The following is a 15,831-nucleotide window of genomic DNA, read 5'->3' as shown; positions in this document are numbered from 1 at the left end:
TATCAATCGTTGTTTGCTACGAGTTTACTTCGCTGTCCCCGAATAATACCCCGTCTGAAATACGGCGGTTGAATATGTTTATCATGAACAAAGATCATGTAGCCGTCCGAAAATTCAGTTTCATATCCGTAGTCATTCAGAATATTTTTTAAATCCTCGGCATCCTTGTTTTTATGATATGTGCAGCAAGCTATTCGTATAGCTGGACCTGTCAGAAAAAAATCTTTATTTCCACGGAGAACCTTTAGCTCATCACCTTCAATATCAATTTTGATGAAAATTTCATCCTGGCTTTTGTCGGTTACACAGGAAGCAAGTGTTGTTTGATTACCAGAATCTACGTCCGAAACGAACTTGTTAATTAATACAACTCTGTCCTGATATGGCTCGAATGTGGCCCTCAATGCATTAGTCCACATTTCATCTGATTCAAAGAGATAAACTTTGCGTGCTTTATCAATATTATCTAACGCAAATATTCCTTCCGCAGCACCAATATCAAGTATGGTATCACCCTGTTTAACATGAAATGCCTTTGTTTGATACTGATGAGGGGCTTTCTCATAGTAGCCACCTCCTAAAATGCCTTGCTCTTCAACAAGACTAATGTAAGTATCCCTAACCTGATCTATTGACCAATCTGCCGGAAAGTACAGTTTTTTACAGTCACAATGAATAACATAAGGAAGGCCCTTAGCTGAATCAACTCCACAAACTAAAGGCGCAAGGGCTTTTATTTTTCGGTAAGGGAAAAGGGCTATTGTGCCAATTTCTTTCAAAAAGAATAGCTCGTGGCGGTAATCGTCATTAGGATGGTTGTTATAATAATCTAGAATTTTAAAATAAAGTAATTCTAGTTGAGTGGCTCCCAATCGATAATTCACGGCCGATAGCTCTGCCTGTGTAACCCTTAATTCAGATTTATAATCGTATTTGCTAAGATAAGCGAGATTCTTCAACAGATTGAAAAGGCTAACAGATTTAATCCTGAGGAGGTATTTGTTAAGCCCTGATGTGATCGAGTACTTCGCCATTAATTACTATATCGAATTGCCCGTTTAATCAGCCGTTTGATTTTCTTGTATGTGCCTGGTATTTCGACACTACCAAACAGCATCTTTTGAATAAATAAATCAGCTTCATAATGCCGAACAATCTGGTCGGGATGCGTGATTGGAAATTCAAACTCATGTGTCGGAACATTAGCGAAATAGCTATCTGGGTTCTGGGAATGGGTTGCGTCGGGACCATAACCTATATTTTTCACCAAATTAGCTTTTGGAATTATAGCCAATTGATTTCTAACCATGCATTGATAGTGGAATTGGTAATCCCAGGAATCGTTCGGCTTGAGCTGGTAAAACCGATCGAAAAAGGTTATCCACCAGTGGCTATAAGACTTATCATTGAAAAGAAACTTCGCCAGCTTACGCTTATCCACATGAGGCCAACTGCTGAGGTGATAGTCGAATCCCTGCCAGGAGCGCTTCCAGGTAGCCCATCCATTTGAACTTGGGAATACAGAAAAGTAATAATCTGCGGCTAAAGGCATAGGCTGAACGGGTTGAAAATTATTCCCTGAGATCATCGAAATCCTGGGATTGTTCCGGAATCGTTTGAGGAGGTCCTCGCTAAATCGGAAAAACGTTGCATTTGGCAAGCAGTCATCCTCTAATATTATCCCTTCTTCAACATGCTCAAAAAACCAGGATATAGCTTCTGAAGGACCACGCCCACAGCCAATATTATTATCTCTGAACAGGGTTTTTACATTGCATTCCCAATCTATATTCTCTAAAACCCACTCTCGTACGTAGCGGCACTTTTCGTCTTCCCCATCTCTCTCAAGCCGCGGTCCGTCGGCCGCTATGAAAAGTTGCGTAGGCCGTTGATCGCGAATAAGGCTAAAGACCCGCTTAGTTTCCTCTCTTTTATTGAAAATAATGAAAAGAATAGGTGTCTTCATAAACCAGTGGGGAATGAACGCAAGTCAACAAGGTCAAACAACCTCTAAATACCTACCTAAGACGCTTTTGATTTTTTTCTTAATTATTGTTTTGTAAAGCGAACTATAGAAGCCAGTAAACTCGTCGATATTAAATTGACGCGATTTGATGAAAAGAACAGATAAATAGTACAAGTACTTCGCGGAGAATGGCTTTAACCTGAGTTCCTCAGTAATCATGAAATAAATCAATAGCGCGTAGTACTTAAAATTAGGCTGATAATTCTGCGGAAAGTGCGTTTTCAAAAGCCGGAACAACCGCAGCATTTTGCTATAATTAGCCAATGGTTCTTTACTGGAAAAAACCGAATCGGCATGGATTCTGTACGTAGCACCGTTGAAATTTAAGTAAGCGCATTTGCCGAACAGGGACAGATAAGCCCACGCACCAAAATCATATAGGGGCAGTTTGCGAAACGCTGCGGGAAAAGGATGTTCACTCAGTATGTTTCTGAAAACAACGGTTACTGTCAGAATGTGAGCAGCAAAAACTTCTTCCTGCACAAAATATTTATTTTCTTTAAAATCATAAGTCGATTCCCGCACGATAGCCCCGTCTTTTTGGTGCGTTTTGTCATGATAACATAAAATGAAATCAGAATTTGCTTCTAAAAAATCAACTTGCTTTTGCAGTTTATGAGGGTCAGTCCAATAATCATCACCCTCAAGCATAGCAATGTATTTCCCAGAACACGACATTGACGTTCGCAAGAAATTATTGACCATGCCCAGATTGGTCTGATTATTTAACAGCTTTATGTGCGCGTGTTTGAGGGCGTACTCCCGACAAATGCCCCCCGTGCTATCAGCACTGCAGTCTTCACCAATGACAATGTCAATGGGAAAAGTGCATTCCTGCATCAACACACTGTCGATTGCCTGCCCAATAAACTGTTCATGGTTGTAGGTAATTATACAAACGCTGACAGAGGGAGCTGCTTCGGTCATAACGGGAAATCAACGGCGGAGCAATGAGCTTAACTAAATATAATGCCTTTGTTTGGATGCTCGTAATACCCCTTTTCGGAAGAAAGGCGGAACCATCAATTCGTCCCAGTAGAATAACATACACCCATCCGAAAACTCGGTATCATAGCCCAAATCGTCAAAATAGGCCTTTAGTGTAACTGCATCATCAGCCTTATGATACGTGCAGCAAACCACATTGATATCAATGTCGGCACAAAACAGATCGTGGTTATTTTCTATTAAGGTTGTCTCGTAGCCTTCTATATCCATTTTTATAAAAAGGCGGTTCGGATTTATTCTTTTCAGACAACTCATTAGGGTAACCTCCTGCACTGAGTCCCTGTCTGAAACTCGTTTATGAATAAGTACTACCTTGTTCATGTATGGCTCGAATGTAGCCCGAAGCGGTTCGATCCATACTGGTTCCGATTCGATAATGATAACTTTTTCGGCTTTATCGACCACATCCAGTGCAAACAGTGCTTCGGCGGCTCCAACGTCGATGACTACATCGCCTTCCTTCACAAAAACGGTATCCGATTGGTACTTGTGTGGAGATTTAGCCGTGTAATCACCGCCCAGCAGGTTTTCGACCTGTATGTAATTGAGGTAGGTCTGCTTTGCCTGTTCAGGTTCCCAGCCTCTTGGAAAATATAATTTTTTCGAGTTGTCATGAATGACATAGGGTAGCTGCTTAGCGGCATCATACCCGTAAGCTACGTCGGCAAGGGTTTTAGTCTGTACGTAGGGGAATACACATACATGTCCGAGCTTAGTCAAGTATTGGAGTTCTTCGGTAAACGAATCGGATGGATGGTTTGCGAAATAGTCTTTTATCTTATAATAAAGAATTTCCTGCTTTAGCAGAGAGAGCTTATAGTCCTGCTCCTGAATAAGTTGAGTCTGCGTATCGGCAAATGACTGTTTGAGGTCATAGCGTAGCAAATACAGGATATTGGCTAAGGCCCGCTTCGGTTTCAGTCCTTTCAGTTTTTCTACAAACGTAGTCACCCTCATGTGTACAGGTCAGGGAGCGGAGAAATGTTCAGGACACCCATTCGTAATTCCCAAAGACAGACCCGTAGTCGTAATCACCATGAATAAAAAATTCAGAATCCCGGTCCAGTACCTTAAATCGGCAAATATTTTCGACCACATCTTCCTGTTTTACCCTCGGTATATGAATAAAGGCATGAAGAGAGTAGTCACCACGAACAAGAAATTTTGGACTGATTTTCAGAGTAACGTTATTTGAAATCCCTCTAGTTTCGGCGGCAAAAACCCGTTTCAGGTTGCTGTCTAAAATCATACAGAATACATTGTATTCAGAATCCAGCCGGTTAATTTGAATGTCGAACGAGATATAAACGGCCTCGTCATAAAAAAAGTCACTTCGCTCGGTACGCTCATCATCCAAAATCATGATACGTTTGAAGTAGGCATCTTTATCGATTTTATTATAACCATCACACACATAGCTTCCCTCTTTAATATCGTTCTGGAGGTAATACTTGATGATTGCAGCAATCCGACTCTGGTACTGAACCATACCCTGATGCAGAATGATTCCGCTATGGCATAACTGCGCTACTGCTCCCATATTGTGGCTCACAAATAGCACCGTTCTGCCCTCATTCCGGCTCACATCCTGCATTTTGCCAATGGCTTTTTTCTGAAATTCAGCATCTCCAACAGCTAATACTTCATCTACTACCAGAATTTCGGGATCAAGGTGGGCGGCAACGGCAAAACCTAACCGAACGGTCATTCCGCTGGAGTAGCGTTTTACCGGCGTGTCGATATAGCGTTCGCAACCAGAAAAATCAATGATTTCGTCAAGTTTGGACCGGATTTCCCGCCTGGTCATGCCCAAGATGGCGCCATTCAGAAAAATGTTCTCGCGACCAGTCAAATCAGGGTGAAAGCCAGTACCGACCTCTAATAAACTACCTATTCGCCCGTTGAAGTCAATGCGCCCGGAAGTCGGCCCGGTTACCTTGGAAAGAATTTTTAACAAGGTTGATTTACCCGCTCCGTTTTTTCCAATGATCCCCAAAACTTCACCGGGCATTACCTCAAAGTTGATATCCTTGAGCGCCCATACGTAGTCACTGCTGCCTTTGGTACTACGATCGTTTGTTTCGCCAATTTTCAAATAAGGATCTTCTTTTCCCCGGACGCGATGCCACCATCGCTGAACATCCTCACGAATCGTACCGGTACCAATAGTGCCTAAGCGGTATTGTTTGGATAGGTTCTCGACTTTAATAATTGGCTTCATTCGTTCAATTTAAGGACATGGTTAAACCGTATCCATAAAGTTTTTCTCTGTTTTGTTGAAAACTGCCAATCCAACTAAAAACGCTATCAGGGTGAATCCTGTAGAGTAACCAAGTAGCATCCATGAAAACGTACCGGTCCCGAAAAAGCCGTATTTGAAGGTTTCGATGACGCCCGTCATGGGGTTGGCCAGCATAATGGGTTGATATTTAGCCGGCACAGCAGACAACGGAATAATAACGGGTGTTGCATACATCAATAATTGCACACCAAACTCGACCAGGTATTGCAAATCACGGTAACGAGTGGTCATTGCCGAAACAAGCATCCCTAAGCCAAGTCCCATAAATCCCATGATCAGAATGAGCAGCGGTAACAGGAGCAGCGCGCTATTGGCGCGTAACGTACTACCTGTGAAGACAAAAAAGACGTAAAGCAGCAAAAAGAGAAACAGACCGATTCCAAACTGAATAAGATTACTAATGACAGCCGACAATGGAGTTACGGCTCGTGGAAAATACACTTTGCCAAATAGGCCTGCATTGGCGGTAAAGGTATTTGAGGTGGCTCGCAGGCAGTTCGAGAAATAATTCCAGGCCGTAACGCCAGCCAGGTAAAAAAGCAGGGGTGGAACGCCATCGGTGGACAGTCCGGCCATCCCGCCAAAGACGATGGCCAATACTGCCGTCTGGAAAATCGGCTGAATAAAAAACCATACTGGCCCAAGGATGGTCTGTTTGTATTTCGCCACAAAATCACGGCGAACAAACAGCATCAGCAAGTCGCGATATCGCCATATTTCGGCTAATCGCAGGTCAAACAGACTATCCTGGGGTGTAATGGAGTGAGCGTAAATCTCCTTACTGGTATCCACGTTTATCAGACTGGAAGGAATGGGCAGAAATGCGTAAAAGCAATGATTTTACGTTGGCCTGGCATTATTCATGCCCCACTAACTGTCGCTGGAACCGGATTAACGGGTGATAATCTTCGCTAACCCGAGTTAAGGCAGTATTTCGAATGTGATTAACAATTTCGATGGACGGATAAGCCTCAGACAAGCCATATCCATTCCCCGCCATAATTTGCTCATAACTCTTCGTATGCAAATCAGTAAATCCATCACTGAACTCTATTTCCTCACCTTCAATTTGTAGGGAGCGGTAGGTTTGCCGGTTGGCAAGTTTTACCGATTCAGGCAGCGTAACGGAGTCAGTGCTCAAAAACCAGCGTACACGGGCTCGTTCCAGCTCCAGATAACCGGCGGCTTGATTTACTTCCCGCACATGTACACGGTTTTGTTTTACAGGGCCAAATATCCAGGTGAGCATGTCAAAAAAGTGTACGCCAATATTGGTTGCAATGCCTCCGGACTTTGTGATATCGCCTTTCCAGCTTATGCCATACCACTTTCCGCGAGAGGTAATGTAGGCAAGATCGAGGTCGTACATTTTATGGGCTGGACCGTTTTCGATACGCTTTTTTAGCGCAATAATGCTTGGGTGAAGCCGAAGTTGAAGAATATTACTGACCCGGTTACCGGTTTCGGCTTCTATTTCTGCCAATCCGTCGATGTTCCATGGGTTAAGTACAAGTGGTTTTTCACAAATTACGTTGGCACCACTCCTCAGACCGAAACGAATATGGGCGTCGTGCAGGTAGTTTGGGCTACAAATGCTAACGTAGTCGACCGGATGACCCGACCGGCGTAATTTATCGATGTGCCGATCGAATCGCTCAAACTCTGTAAAAAAATCAGCTTCCGGGAAATAACTGTCCATCACGCCAACCGAGTCAAATTTGTCGAAGGCTGTTACTAATTGGCTACCAGTTTCTTTGATAGCTTTCATGTGGCGGGGTGCTATAAAGCCTGCCGCGCCAATCAGAGCGAACCTGTTCATAAGTATGAGTAGTAAAGGTGTTAGATAGTTAAAGAGGGGTTAACTTATTCGGAAAACCTTTCCTTGCCTTAGCTCATAAACCATCCCGCTTTCCGGACAAGTGGCTTTTCCCCCACTGTCGAACGCTAAACGGTGGCCATATTCACTGACCCAGCCAGCCTGCCGGGCCGGATTACCAATCACTAAAGCATAGGGAGGAACATCTTTGGTAACGACAGCGCCAGCGCCGATAAAGGAAAATTCACCAATCGTATTTCCACAAACAATGGTCGCATTAGCGCCAATGCTCGCGCCTTTTCCAACGTGGGTTTTCTGGTACTGCCCTCGTCGGTTAATAGCACTTCGGGGGTTAATAACATTGGTAAATACCATCGATGGCCCAAGAAATACGTCGTCATCGCAGGTTACTCCGGTGTAGATCGAGACATTGTTCTGAACTTTCACATTTCGGCCCAATACAACCTGAGGTGAGACCACTACATTCTGACCAATGTTGCAGTTAGGCCCAATTACGGAGTCGGGCATCACATGCGAAAAGTGCCAGATTTTAGTGCCCTCGCCAATGATGCAACCATCATCAACAACGGCAGTGGGATGTATGAAAACGGAATTCACGGGCTCAGGAAAAAAAATCGACAATGGCTTCAGAAATATAGCTTACCTGTTCGTCAGACAGTTCTGTATGAATTGGCAATGAAATGACCCGATTACACAACTCGTCGGTTACCGACAAATCTCCCACGACCCGCCCAATAGTTTGGTACGCTTTCTGGCTATGTAGTGGCTTGGGATAATACACCATGCTGGGTATTTTTTTCTGACTTAGGTATATCCGCAGATTGTCACGCTCAGAAGCAGGGACTTTAAGCGTATACTGGTGAAAAACATGGTCTGATCCGGGCATTCGATAGGGTACTTCGATGGCTTCAATGTTCTCGAAAGCCTTATCATAGGCCAATGCAACCTGCTGACGGGCCTGGGTATATTCCGTCAGGTAGTTAAGTTTTTCATTTAATACGGCCGCCTGAATAGAATCTAACCGGGAATTTACACCGATGATTTCGTGCTCGTATTTACGGATTTGGCCATGATTCGCAATCATTTTTACTTTCTCTGCCAACCCATCATTTGCAGTGTAGATTGCTCCGCCATCGCCAAAGCAGCCCAAATTTTTGGAAGGAAAAAATGAGGTTGTACCCAGCGTACCCATCGCGCCAGCCGAGTACTTATGCCCATTGCTGAACGTGTAGGAAGCGCCAACAGCCTGTGCGGCATCTTCTACTATAAACAGATTGCGGGCTGTACAAATCGTTTCAATGCGTTCCATATCGGCACACTGACCGAACAGGTGAACAGGAACAACTAATTTTGTTTTCTCGGTTATAGCTTCCTCAATGGCTGCCGGGCTAATGGTGAATGTTTGCGGGTCAACATCAACCATCACCGGCTTCAGGCGCAGTAAGGCAATCACTTCGGCAGTGGCTACATACGTAAAGGCTGGAACAATAACTTCATCATCGGGTTGAAGATCCAAAGCCATCATGGCTATCTGCAACGCATCGGTGCCGTTGGCGCAGGCAATAACATGCTTAACGTTGAGGTAGTTAGCAAATCGTTTTTCGAATCTGCCCAACTGAGGCCCTTTAATGAAACTACTCGTATCGATACATTCCTGAATAGCCGCATCGATAACTGGTTTGATTTTCAAATACTGATTTTTCAAATCAACCATTTGTATGTTATCCACTGTATTCAGCACAATTGATTGTTTTGAAGGAGCAGTTATTTACTTCTGGCTTTATAAATAACAATATTCTTAAGGATACGTAGCAGATAGCGCAAGTCGGTTACCAACGGTTTCTGTTCATATGCCTTCAGGTAAGCCAATTCAGAAGCTATAATTTCATCGAATGTTGCCGGTAGATCAGCGTAGAAAGGAGGCAGTAGACCCGGCTTGTGATTTCGCCTGATAACCTGTGCATGAGCGGGGTATAAGCTGAAATAATGCTCACTAATCGGCCTTACGCCTACCAATTTAATAGACCCTTTCAGGAGGTTAAACACCATTGGCAGTTCGTCGATCCAATATTTTCGGATCAACCGCCCTCCTGTACTCACTCTAAAGTCATTTCTGAACTTACCTCCAGTATCAATCCCATTTGTTTTATAGAGGTATTCCTGCACATACTCTGCATAAGGGTGCATGGAGCGGAACTTATATACGGTTATGGGCTTGCCATGCAGACCTACCCGTTCCATTCGAAATAAAACCCCTTCATTTGGCAACGGCTTCGACTGGCTTGGGTTATCTAACCAATTAATTCTGGCAACAATTAGTGTTTCTTGATCTGCTTCCTGGATGTCAACAATATCAAATCCTTTATAAATAAGCCTGCCAATTATTTCTGCTTTCGAAATATCAACCGGTATTTTGAGTAGCCTGCCTATTTTTCTAAAACCGTTTAGTTTGGGCAGCACCCGCCTGAACAGGAAATGAAACGTGTAGTATAAAAGGAATAAGTGAGAAGGATATTTTTGCTGAATACTGAATTTAATATTCTCTGCAGTTATGATTCGAAAAGCGAAATGACCATCTCCGATTAGTAGTTGCCTGACTTTTTCAAAAATCAGATTAGGGTCATGTGTTTTCTGAAGTAGGTCCTCAAGGTATATGCTTCCTATCTTTTGCTGGGTTTTGTTCTGCCGAATATCCTCTATCTGGATGCAGTGCCAGGTAGTTTGTTGCGCAATTTTTTGTAATAGGGCTGGTATTTTTTTATGTACCGATAACTGATCGGGCGAAATAAGCGCTGGTTCTCTAAGCGAGTGTTGGGGAGTATCCGAACTTGTCGGATACTCGCTCTGTAGAGAGATTCCACCAAAATGCATAATATGGATCAGTTGATCTATGTGTGGATAAGGCAGCGGTAATGTAACGACCTGTAGCTAAGGATTCTGGTCAAAGTCGGATATCAACAACGCGTCTGTCGAAAATTGATTTTACATCAAAAAGTATCGATTTATCGTCTTTTTTTAAGCCATTAATATCCAGTGTCAGGAACTGTTTGTGAGCTACGGCCAATATGATTCCGTCGTATTGTTTTAAATCGATATCCGGAATCAACTCAATTCCATATTCCTCTTTTACATCCGGCGCTAAAGCCCAGGGATCATAAACATCCACATGGATACCGAAATCGGTAAGCTCATAATAGATGTCAACAACTTTCGTATTTCGGGTGTCAGGGCAATTTTCTTTAAACGTGATGCCTAAGATCAAAACGCGGCTTAGCTGAATCTGCAATCCATTGGAAATCAATCGCTTCAGGACTTTTTTAGCCACGAATATTCCCATGCCATCATTAATTAAACGGCCTGAAGCAATTACCTGTGGATAATAGCCCAGACTCTGTGCCTTGTAAACCAAATAATAAGGATCAACACCAATGCAGTGTCCTCCCACCAATCCAGGCTTGAATTTTAAAAAATTCCATTTGGTACTGGCGGCATCCAGTACATCGTTTGTATCGATTCCCATTCGATCAAACATCAGCGCCAGTTCATTAACGAATGAAATGTTTATATCACGCTGAGCATTCTCTATAGCCTTGGCGGCTTCTGCAACCTTTATTGATGGCGCTCTGTATGTTCCAGCCTCTATGATTGAGCTGTATAGCTGATCAACAAACGTAGCCGTATCGACCGTTGAACCCGATGTGATTTTAAGAATTTTTGTCAGCGTTCGTTCTTTATCGCCGGGGTTGATCCGTTCGGGAGAATAGCCACAGAAAAAATCCTGATTATACACCAGATTGCTGCATTTTTCCAATACCGGTACACAATCCTCTTCTGTGCAACCCGGATACACCGTTGATTCGTAGACGACCAGATCGCCTTTTTTGAGCAGTTTTCCGACCACTGCAGAGGCTTTCAGTAAATAACTTAAATCGGGCTTTTTAAAATTGTCGATCGGCGTAGGTACGGTAACGATATATACATTGCAGTCTTTTAAGTCTTCAACCTCGTGGGTAAACGATAAGTGATGCGAAGCCACAATCTGATCCTGCCGAATCTCCAGGGTATGATCGTATCCTTCATTTAGTTGTTTAATACGGTCTTTGTTAACATCAAATCCTATTACTGTATATTTTTTACCGAATTCTACGGCTAACGGCAGTCCAACGTAACCTAATCCAACAATCGCGATTGCGGTTTCATCTAAGCTTTGCATTCGGTTGATGGAAGTCGTGGATAGTAGTTTGCTAAAGCGGAATGGCTGATACTTACTTAGTTAATAAACGACTAATCCAGTTCTTTTTTCTTTCCTCGTCGTAGTAGTCTACTTTCCCGTACCCGTATCCGTAGGCATGGTCTGGCGAACTTTCGAGTTTAACAGCATTGAATATTATGTTTATCGACTTAAAGATTTTCTTTTTATCTACATCGTTTATCGTCTTTAAATGGAGTTTGGCGGTTTTTTTATAGCGTACTACATAGAAACATACATCGGCTAAAGTTGCCAATAGGGTTGCATCGGTAACTAACCCCACTGGCGGAGTGTCAATGATTATATAATCAAATGAGTGGCGAAGACCTTCGATCATCAGCTTGACACGGCCATTTGCAATCAGCTCTGATGGATTAGGAGGAGTTGGGCCGCTGGGTATCACAAACAAATTATCGATGTCGGTACTCTGTATGATATCCGCAATACCTAATCGTCCGATCAGGTAAGAGGATATACCTGTTTTATTACTGATTTTAAGGTAGCCCTGAATTTTGGGTTTTCGTAAGTCTAGCCCGAGAATGACAACCTTTTTATCCAGAAGTGCCAGTGAAGCGGCAAGATTTAACGCTATAAAACTTTTACCCTCTCCGCTGGTCGACGAAGTAATCAAAACAGTCTTTCCTATTTCTTCCTGAGCATCTAAAAATAGATACTGCATATTTGAGCGAAGCATTCGGATTTGTTCGCTCATAAAACTATGACTTTTTGTATCGATAATTTCTCCTTTATCGTCTTTAGCTTTTAGACTGATTTCGCTAAAGACACGCAGTCCGGTTTTTCGTTCAATTTCCCGTTTTGACCGAACCGTATTTGTAAATGTTTCTTTTAATGTGATCAGAGCAATCGGAATGGCCAGGCCAAGTAAAAGGGCCATCAGGTAGATATTGTTCTTATTAGGTTTTACGGCCTCTCCGGTGGAAAATGGCGCATCTACGATCCGGCTATCGGTAACGGTGGATGCATACGATATAGCCGTCTCTTCTCTGGTTTTAAGGAGCAGTAAATACAAATCTTCTTTAATGTTGGCCTGCCGCTTTATACCAACAAACTCTCTTTCTTTTCGGGGTATGGTTGAAATAGCTCCTTCGAGACGGGTGTTGAGATCGGTTAAGCTCCGCTTTGTTACATTCAGACTCTGCTTCTGGTTAGCCAAATTTTCGCGGATAGCCTGTTTGACATTTCGCATCTGGTTGTTTATTGTTTCCAGATAGGGATTGCCTGGCTGAACTGTCTGGGCTAACTTACTCCGTTCTATTTCTAACTGAGACAACTGCTCGATGTAAGATGTTAAAATAGGGTCCGTAATGCCCATCATGGTTGCCGGAGCCACAATGCCCACCTGCGTACTGTTCAGGTATTGTTCAACACCCTCCAATACTTTTATCTGAATAGCTAACTCATTCAGTTTGGCGTCATTATCTTCAACTTTACCTAAAAAAAGATTCGCTTCTGAACTTAAATCCGTAATGCCTTTTTTTCGCCGATATTGTTCAACATTCTCCTCAACATCGCCTAACTCAGCCGTTACCAGTTTTAATCGTTCTTCAATAAAACGCAATGTGTTGGTGGCCTCTCTGTTTTTATCTTCTAACGTCGCAAAGGCATATTCTTCCAGTAGCTTCGTCAATATATCCTTCCCTTTTTTAGGCAGTGAGGTTTCGAGACCCAATGAGATCAGGCTGCTTTCATAATTGAGAAGTGCTATTTGTAATTGACTGGTTAACGTATTGATGAGAACATCCCGATTCTGGAACGTAATTCGTATTGGGACAGGGTAGCTATCACTCAGGCTATCTTTGTCAAAAACTCTAAACTTACCGTATTGCGATTTCACTAACTGGCTGTATTCAAAGGTACCCAGGCTATTCTGCTCCTGATCGAATAACTGATATTTTTTTCCGGGTCCTACCTGAATATAGAGTGGATTGTTATAAGCGTAATCGGTTATTTCGGTAGTGTTCAGTTTAATTGGGCTATTGGTATATAACTCTAAATCACGCGCTTTTCCTTCTGTCCAGTAAGAAACAATCAGATTAAGGTTGTCAACTACTTTGCCAATCAATGCTCTTGATTTCAATACCTCTATTTCATTTTCTACCAGTTTACTGGTGCCTTTCATATCTAATTTTTCAAGCACCTCGGTATTCATTTTTTTTTCATCCTTGATCAGCAGGGTTGCGCTAACCTGATAGATCGGTGTGAACCTTTTCAGATATACGTAAGCATATGTGAAGCTAATGGCCAGCGCCAGCACGATCAAATACCAATACCGCAAATACTTGAAGACATACCCCAGGATGTTTGTATCTTCTTCCTGTTCTTCTGTGAAGGCTTGTTCAGAGGAATTCATGAATTCTGTTTGCTTACGTAGAGAAATGACCGGCTACCTGGTTAGCAAATACACCAATGATATAAGTGTTGTTGCCAGACTTAAGTAGATAGGTGCCCGCTGTATAAAAAGGCTGGGCTGTTGTTGAGGAGGTTGTGGTACAGGTAATGCTTTATCTTTTGTAGGTTCTACGTAAATGATATCGTCGTTTCTTATATAGAAATAGGGAGACATGAATACATCCCTATTCCGAAGGTTTACCAAGCCAATTTCCCGTTTGTTACCAACCGTCCGAATAACCCGAATACTGTCCCGTTTACCGAACATAGTTAAATCACCAGCTGCCGTAATCGCTTCTATTATAGTCGTTTGATCGTTTAATAAATTAAATATACCAGCATGGCCCACTTCCCCTAACACGGTAAATTTGTGATTCATAAACCGAATATTTACAGCCGGATCTTTAAGCGTTTTTTCAACAGCATCTTTAACCTTTCCTTCCGCCTGCTGGATTGTCAGTCCGTCAAGTTTTTGTTTTCCGATGAGTGGTATCGAAACGTTACCTAACGAATCTACTGGATAGCCTAGAGGTTGACTACTAGCTCCTCCTGACTCACCACCAGGCGAAAAACTGGCTAGGGGCAATGAGCTTATGTTATAAAAATTCATAATCTCATTGGACTCTTTGTTCAGGCTACTGATGATTATCCCTAAAATATCTCCTTTTTGTATCGTTGATATTTTTGGAACAGCCATTTCTACATAGGCCGGAAACGTTAAGTCTTTACTTTGAAAATACTCTAATTGGGGGGGCGGAGGAGTGACCGGCTTAACAGTTGCACAGGATGCGAGAAGAAAAAACAGAACACATATGGCAATGAATTTTTTTAGCCATTCACTGACAGTGCTTAGAGTACTCATAGGGGTTCAGAAATGCTTGGGAGCCTATTCCGTTAATGGAGCAGGATGAAGAAAAAACTACGGCTTCGCCCGTTCAGTCACATTTCTCAGATGGACCTGGCGTAAAAACAGCCTTTGACTAATGAAATGGTAACATCAACTAAAAGCTCTAATCTTTAGTATAAACTAGAAACTTTTGTGGTTTCTAGAGTTGATCTAGAGCTTTGCTTACTTACGAAAAAAGGCGATTTTACTCCACTTTCTCCAAGTATTCAGGCAATAAAATGATTCCCTGTACTTGTCATGGATCGACTTAATCGTCGCGGCTATTTACCAGAAATTTAACTTTAATGGTAATTGTATTGATGTGAAAAAATATTCCACCTCAATACTAGCACGATTCAATGTTGAGTAATTTGAAGCGCTGTCTTGGATAATGCCAAAGACATTTAATTAGGGAGCAGTCAAAAAATAAGTTGAGTATGACGAACCTTATAGCAACAGATTGTAAAGGTTGTATGAATGCTAAATAACTAAATTTATATATGCGATAAAAAATCATTGTTTTAATGGTTGCATATATTTGGGCACTTTAAGACTGAAATTGACAAGCAATCTTCTGTTAATGTGTCACTTATGCCGCTTACTAAGTAATCTATAGATTTTACAGGTTTAATCTAGATTCACACCAAACGGTAAGATTCGTTCCAAAACCAGGGCTGAGTGGTTAGTTGAATAAAACTACGAACAGCCTCATCAGGCCTTTAGGTTCATGATGCCGGTGGAGTACCGACTGGCAGCTTAAATACCTGTCAAAACTGACGTTCCCAACAGGCAAGGACACACTCAACAGCCTTAAACTGTATAGCTCGATCACATGCCAGCGAAAGGCACCTGCTTTGTACTTATTCCTGAAATCAATAAAACTGCTCACGTTCAAAACTCTACACGGTTCGTGTCAAGCTATTTCAGCGTAATACATATGCCCCGATTCCGACTACGGTAGACGTGCCAAACAAAGGGCTTTTCATCAACAGCGGTGAGCAATCGTTCAGGTTCAAGCTTACCAGATGCTGTTCCCTATTCCGCTGGCCGAGATTCAATATAATCCAATCCTTACGCAGAATCCAGGCTACTGATCAAAGTAACCTTATTAGAA

The 15,831-nt window shown here is 42.5% G+C and carries 14 protein-coding genes; 1 reads left to right on the top strand and 13 read right to left on the bottom strand.

All coding sequences use genetic code 11. The features are described from left to right. Positions 1-2: 2 nt before the first annotated feature. The 13 genes from G8759_RS15375 to G8759_RS15315 form a co-directional block, all read right to left on the bottom strand. Positions 3-959: an FkbM family methyltransferase gene (locus G8759_RS15375; protein ID WP_167209412.1), complete on the bottom strand. Its 957-nt coding sequence runs from the start codon at positions 957-959 to the stop codon at positions 3-5. Between the two features lie 74 nt (positions 960-1,033). Next, complete coding sequence (locus G8759_RS15370; protein WP_167209410.1) at positions 1,034-1,966, bottom strand: glycosyltransferase family 2 protein; 933 nt, start codon at positions 1,964-1,966, stop codon at positions 1,034-1,036. A gap of 33 nt (positions 1,967-1,999) precedes the next feature. Continuing rightward, positions 2,000-2,953: a glycosyltransferase gene (locus tag G8759_RS15365; protein WP_167209408.1), complete on the bottom strand. Its 954-nt coding sequence runs from the start codon at positions 2,951-2,953 to the stop codon at positions 2,000-2,002. 33 nt (positions 2,954-2,986) lie between these two features. Then, on the bottom strand, positions 2,987-3,991 hold the full coding sequence (locus G8759_RS15360; RefSeq protein WP_167209399.1) for a class I SAM-dependent methyltransferase: 1,005 nt from the start codon (positions 3,989-3,991) through the stop codon (positions 2,987-2,989). Positions 3,992-4,019: 28 nt separating this feature from the next. Continuing rightward, positions 4,020-5,255: an ABC transporter ATP-binding protein gene (locus G8759_RS15355; protein WP_167209398.1), complete on the bottom strand. Its 1,236-nt coding sequence runs from the start codon at positions 5,253-5,255 to the stop codon at positions 4,020-4,022. A gap of 21 nt (positions 5,256-5,276) precedes the next feature. Further along, entirely contained in the window at positions 5,277-6,128 is an 852-nt protein-coding gene (locus tag G8759_RS15350; protein ID WP_167209397.1) for an ABC transporter permease, read from the bottom strand. Between the two features lie 64 nt (positions 6,129-6,192). Continuing rightward, the gene (locus G8759_RS15345) at positions 6,193-7,155 is read right to left on the bottom strand and encodes a Gfo/Idh/MocA family oxidoreductase (protein WP_167209395.1); all 963 of its coding nucleotides are present in this window, start codon (positions 7,153-7,155) and stop codon (positions 6,193-6,195) included. Between the two features lie 39 nt (positions 7,156-7,194). Beyond that, positions 7,195-7,770: an acyltransferase gene (locus G8759_RS15340; RefSeq protein WP_167209393.1), complete on the bottom strand. Its 576-nt coding sequence runs from the start codon at positions 7,768-7,770 to the stop codon at positions 7,195-7,197. A gap of 4 nt (positions 7,771-7,774) precedes the next feature. Further along, the gene (locus tag G8759_RS15335) at positions 7,775-8,914 is read right to left on the bottom strand and encodes a DegT/DnrJ/EryC1/StrS family aminotransferase (protein WP_317166790.1); all 1,140 of its coding nucleotides are present in this window, start codon (positions 8,912-8,914) and stop codon (positions 7,775-7,777) included. A 23-nt stretch (positions 8,915-8,937) separates the two neighbouring features. Continuing rightward, positions 8,938-10,044, bottom strand: a complete 1,107-nt coding sequence (locus tag G8759_RS15330) for a sugar transferase (RefSeq protein ID WP_167209391.1) — start codon at positions 10,042-10,044, stop codon at positions 8,938-8,940. A gap of 70 nt (positions 10,045-10,114) precedes the next feature. Continuing rightward, positions 10,115-11,386, bottom strand: a complete 1,272-nt coding sequence (locus tag G8759_RS15325) for a nucleotide sugar dehydrogenase (protein WP_167209389.1) — start codon at positions 11,384-11,386, stop codon at positions 10,115-10,117. Positions 11,387-11,438: 52 nt separating this feature from the next. After that, positions 11,439-13,793, bottom strand: coding sequence for a GumC family protein (locus G8759_RS15320; RefSeq protein WP_167209387.1), 2,355 nt, complete (start codon positions 13,791-13,793; stop codon positions 11,439-11,441). Between the two features lie 33 nt (positions 13,794-13,826). Further along, entirely contained in the window at positions 13,827-14,693 is an 867-nt protein-coding gene (locus G8759_RS15315) for a polysaccharide biosynthesis/export family protein (protein ID WP_167209385.1), read from the bottom strand. A gap of 1,049 nt (positions 14,694-15,742) precedes the next feature. Between G8759_RS15315 and G8759_RS36415 the strand changes: the two genes are divergently transcribed. Beyond that, positions 15,743-15,811 carry a RagB/SusD family nutrient uptake outer membrane protein gene (locus G8759_RS36415; RefSeq protein WP_167218998.1) on the top strand — a complete coding sequence of 23 codons (69 nt, stop codon included), beginning with the start codon at positions 15,743-15,745 and terminating at the stop codon, positions 15,809-15,811. The last annotated feature ends 20 nt before the right edge of the window (positions 15,812-15,831 follow it).

The sequence above is a fragment of the Spirosoma aureum genome, assembly GCF_011604685.1.
Taxonomy (GTDB): Bacteria; Bacteroidota; Bacteroidia; order Cytophagales; family Spirosomataceae; genus Spirosoma; species Spirosoma aureum.
Note: the sequence above shows the minus strand (reverse complement) of the source record. Positions and strands in the feature narration are given on the sequence as shown.

What these genes read in the sequence shown, in the direction of transcription:
- G8759_RS15330 (WP_167209391.1), bottom strand. Translation starts at nt 10,044, where the DNA reads ATGCATTTTGGTGGAATCTCTCTACAGAGCGAGTATCCGACAAGTTCG.
- G8759_RS15315 (WP_167209385.1), bottom strand. Translation starts at nt 14,693, where the DNA reads ATGAGTACTCTAAGCACTGTCAGTGAATGGCTAAAAAAATTCATTGCC.
- G8759_RS15355 (WP_167209398.1), bottom strand. Translation starts at nt 5,255, where the DNA reads ATGAAGCCAATTATTAAAGTCGAGAACCTATCCAAACAATACCGCTTA.
- G8759_RS15325 (WP_167209389.1), bottom strand. Translation starts at nt 11,386, where the DNA reads ATGCAAAGCTTAGATGAAACCGCAATCGCGATTGTTGGATTAGGTTAC.
- G8759_RS15320 (WP_167209387.1), bottom strand. Translation starts at nt 13,793, where the DNA reads ATGAATTCCTCTGAACAAGCCTTCACAGAAGAACAGGAAGAAGATACA.
- G8759_RS15370 (WP_167209410.1), bottom strand. Translation starts at nt 1,966, where the DNA reads ATGAAGACACCTATTCTTTTCATTATTTTCAATAAAAGAGAGGAAACT.
- G8759_RS15345 (WP_167209395.1), bottom strand. Translation starts at nt 7,155, where the DNA reads ATGAACAGGTTCGCTCTGATTGGCGCGGCAGGCTTTATAGCACCCCGC.
- G8759_RS15360 (WP_167209399.1), bottom strand. Translation starts at nt 3,991, where the DNA reads ATGAGGGTGACTACGTTTGTAGAAAAACTGAAAGGACTGAAACCGAAG.
- G8759_RS15365 (WP_167209408.1), bottom strand. Translation starts at nt 2,953, where the DNA reads ATGACCGAAGCAGCTCCCTCTGTCAGCGTTTGTATAATTACCTACAAC.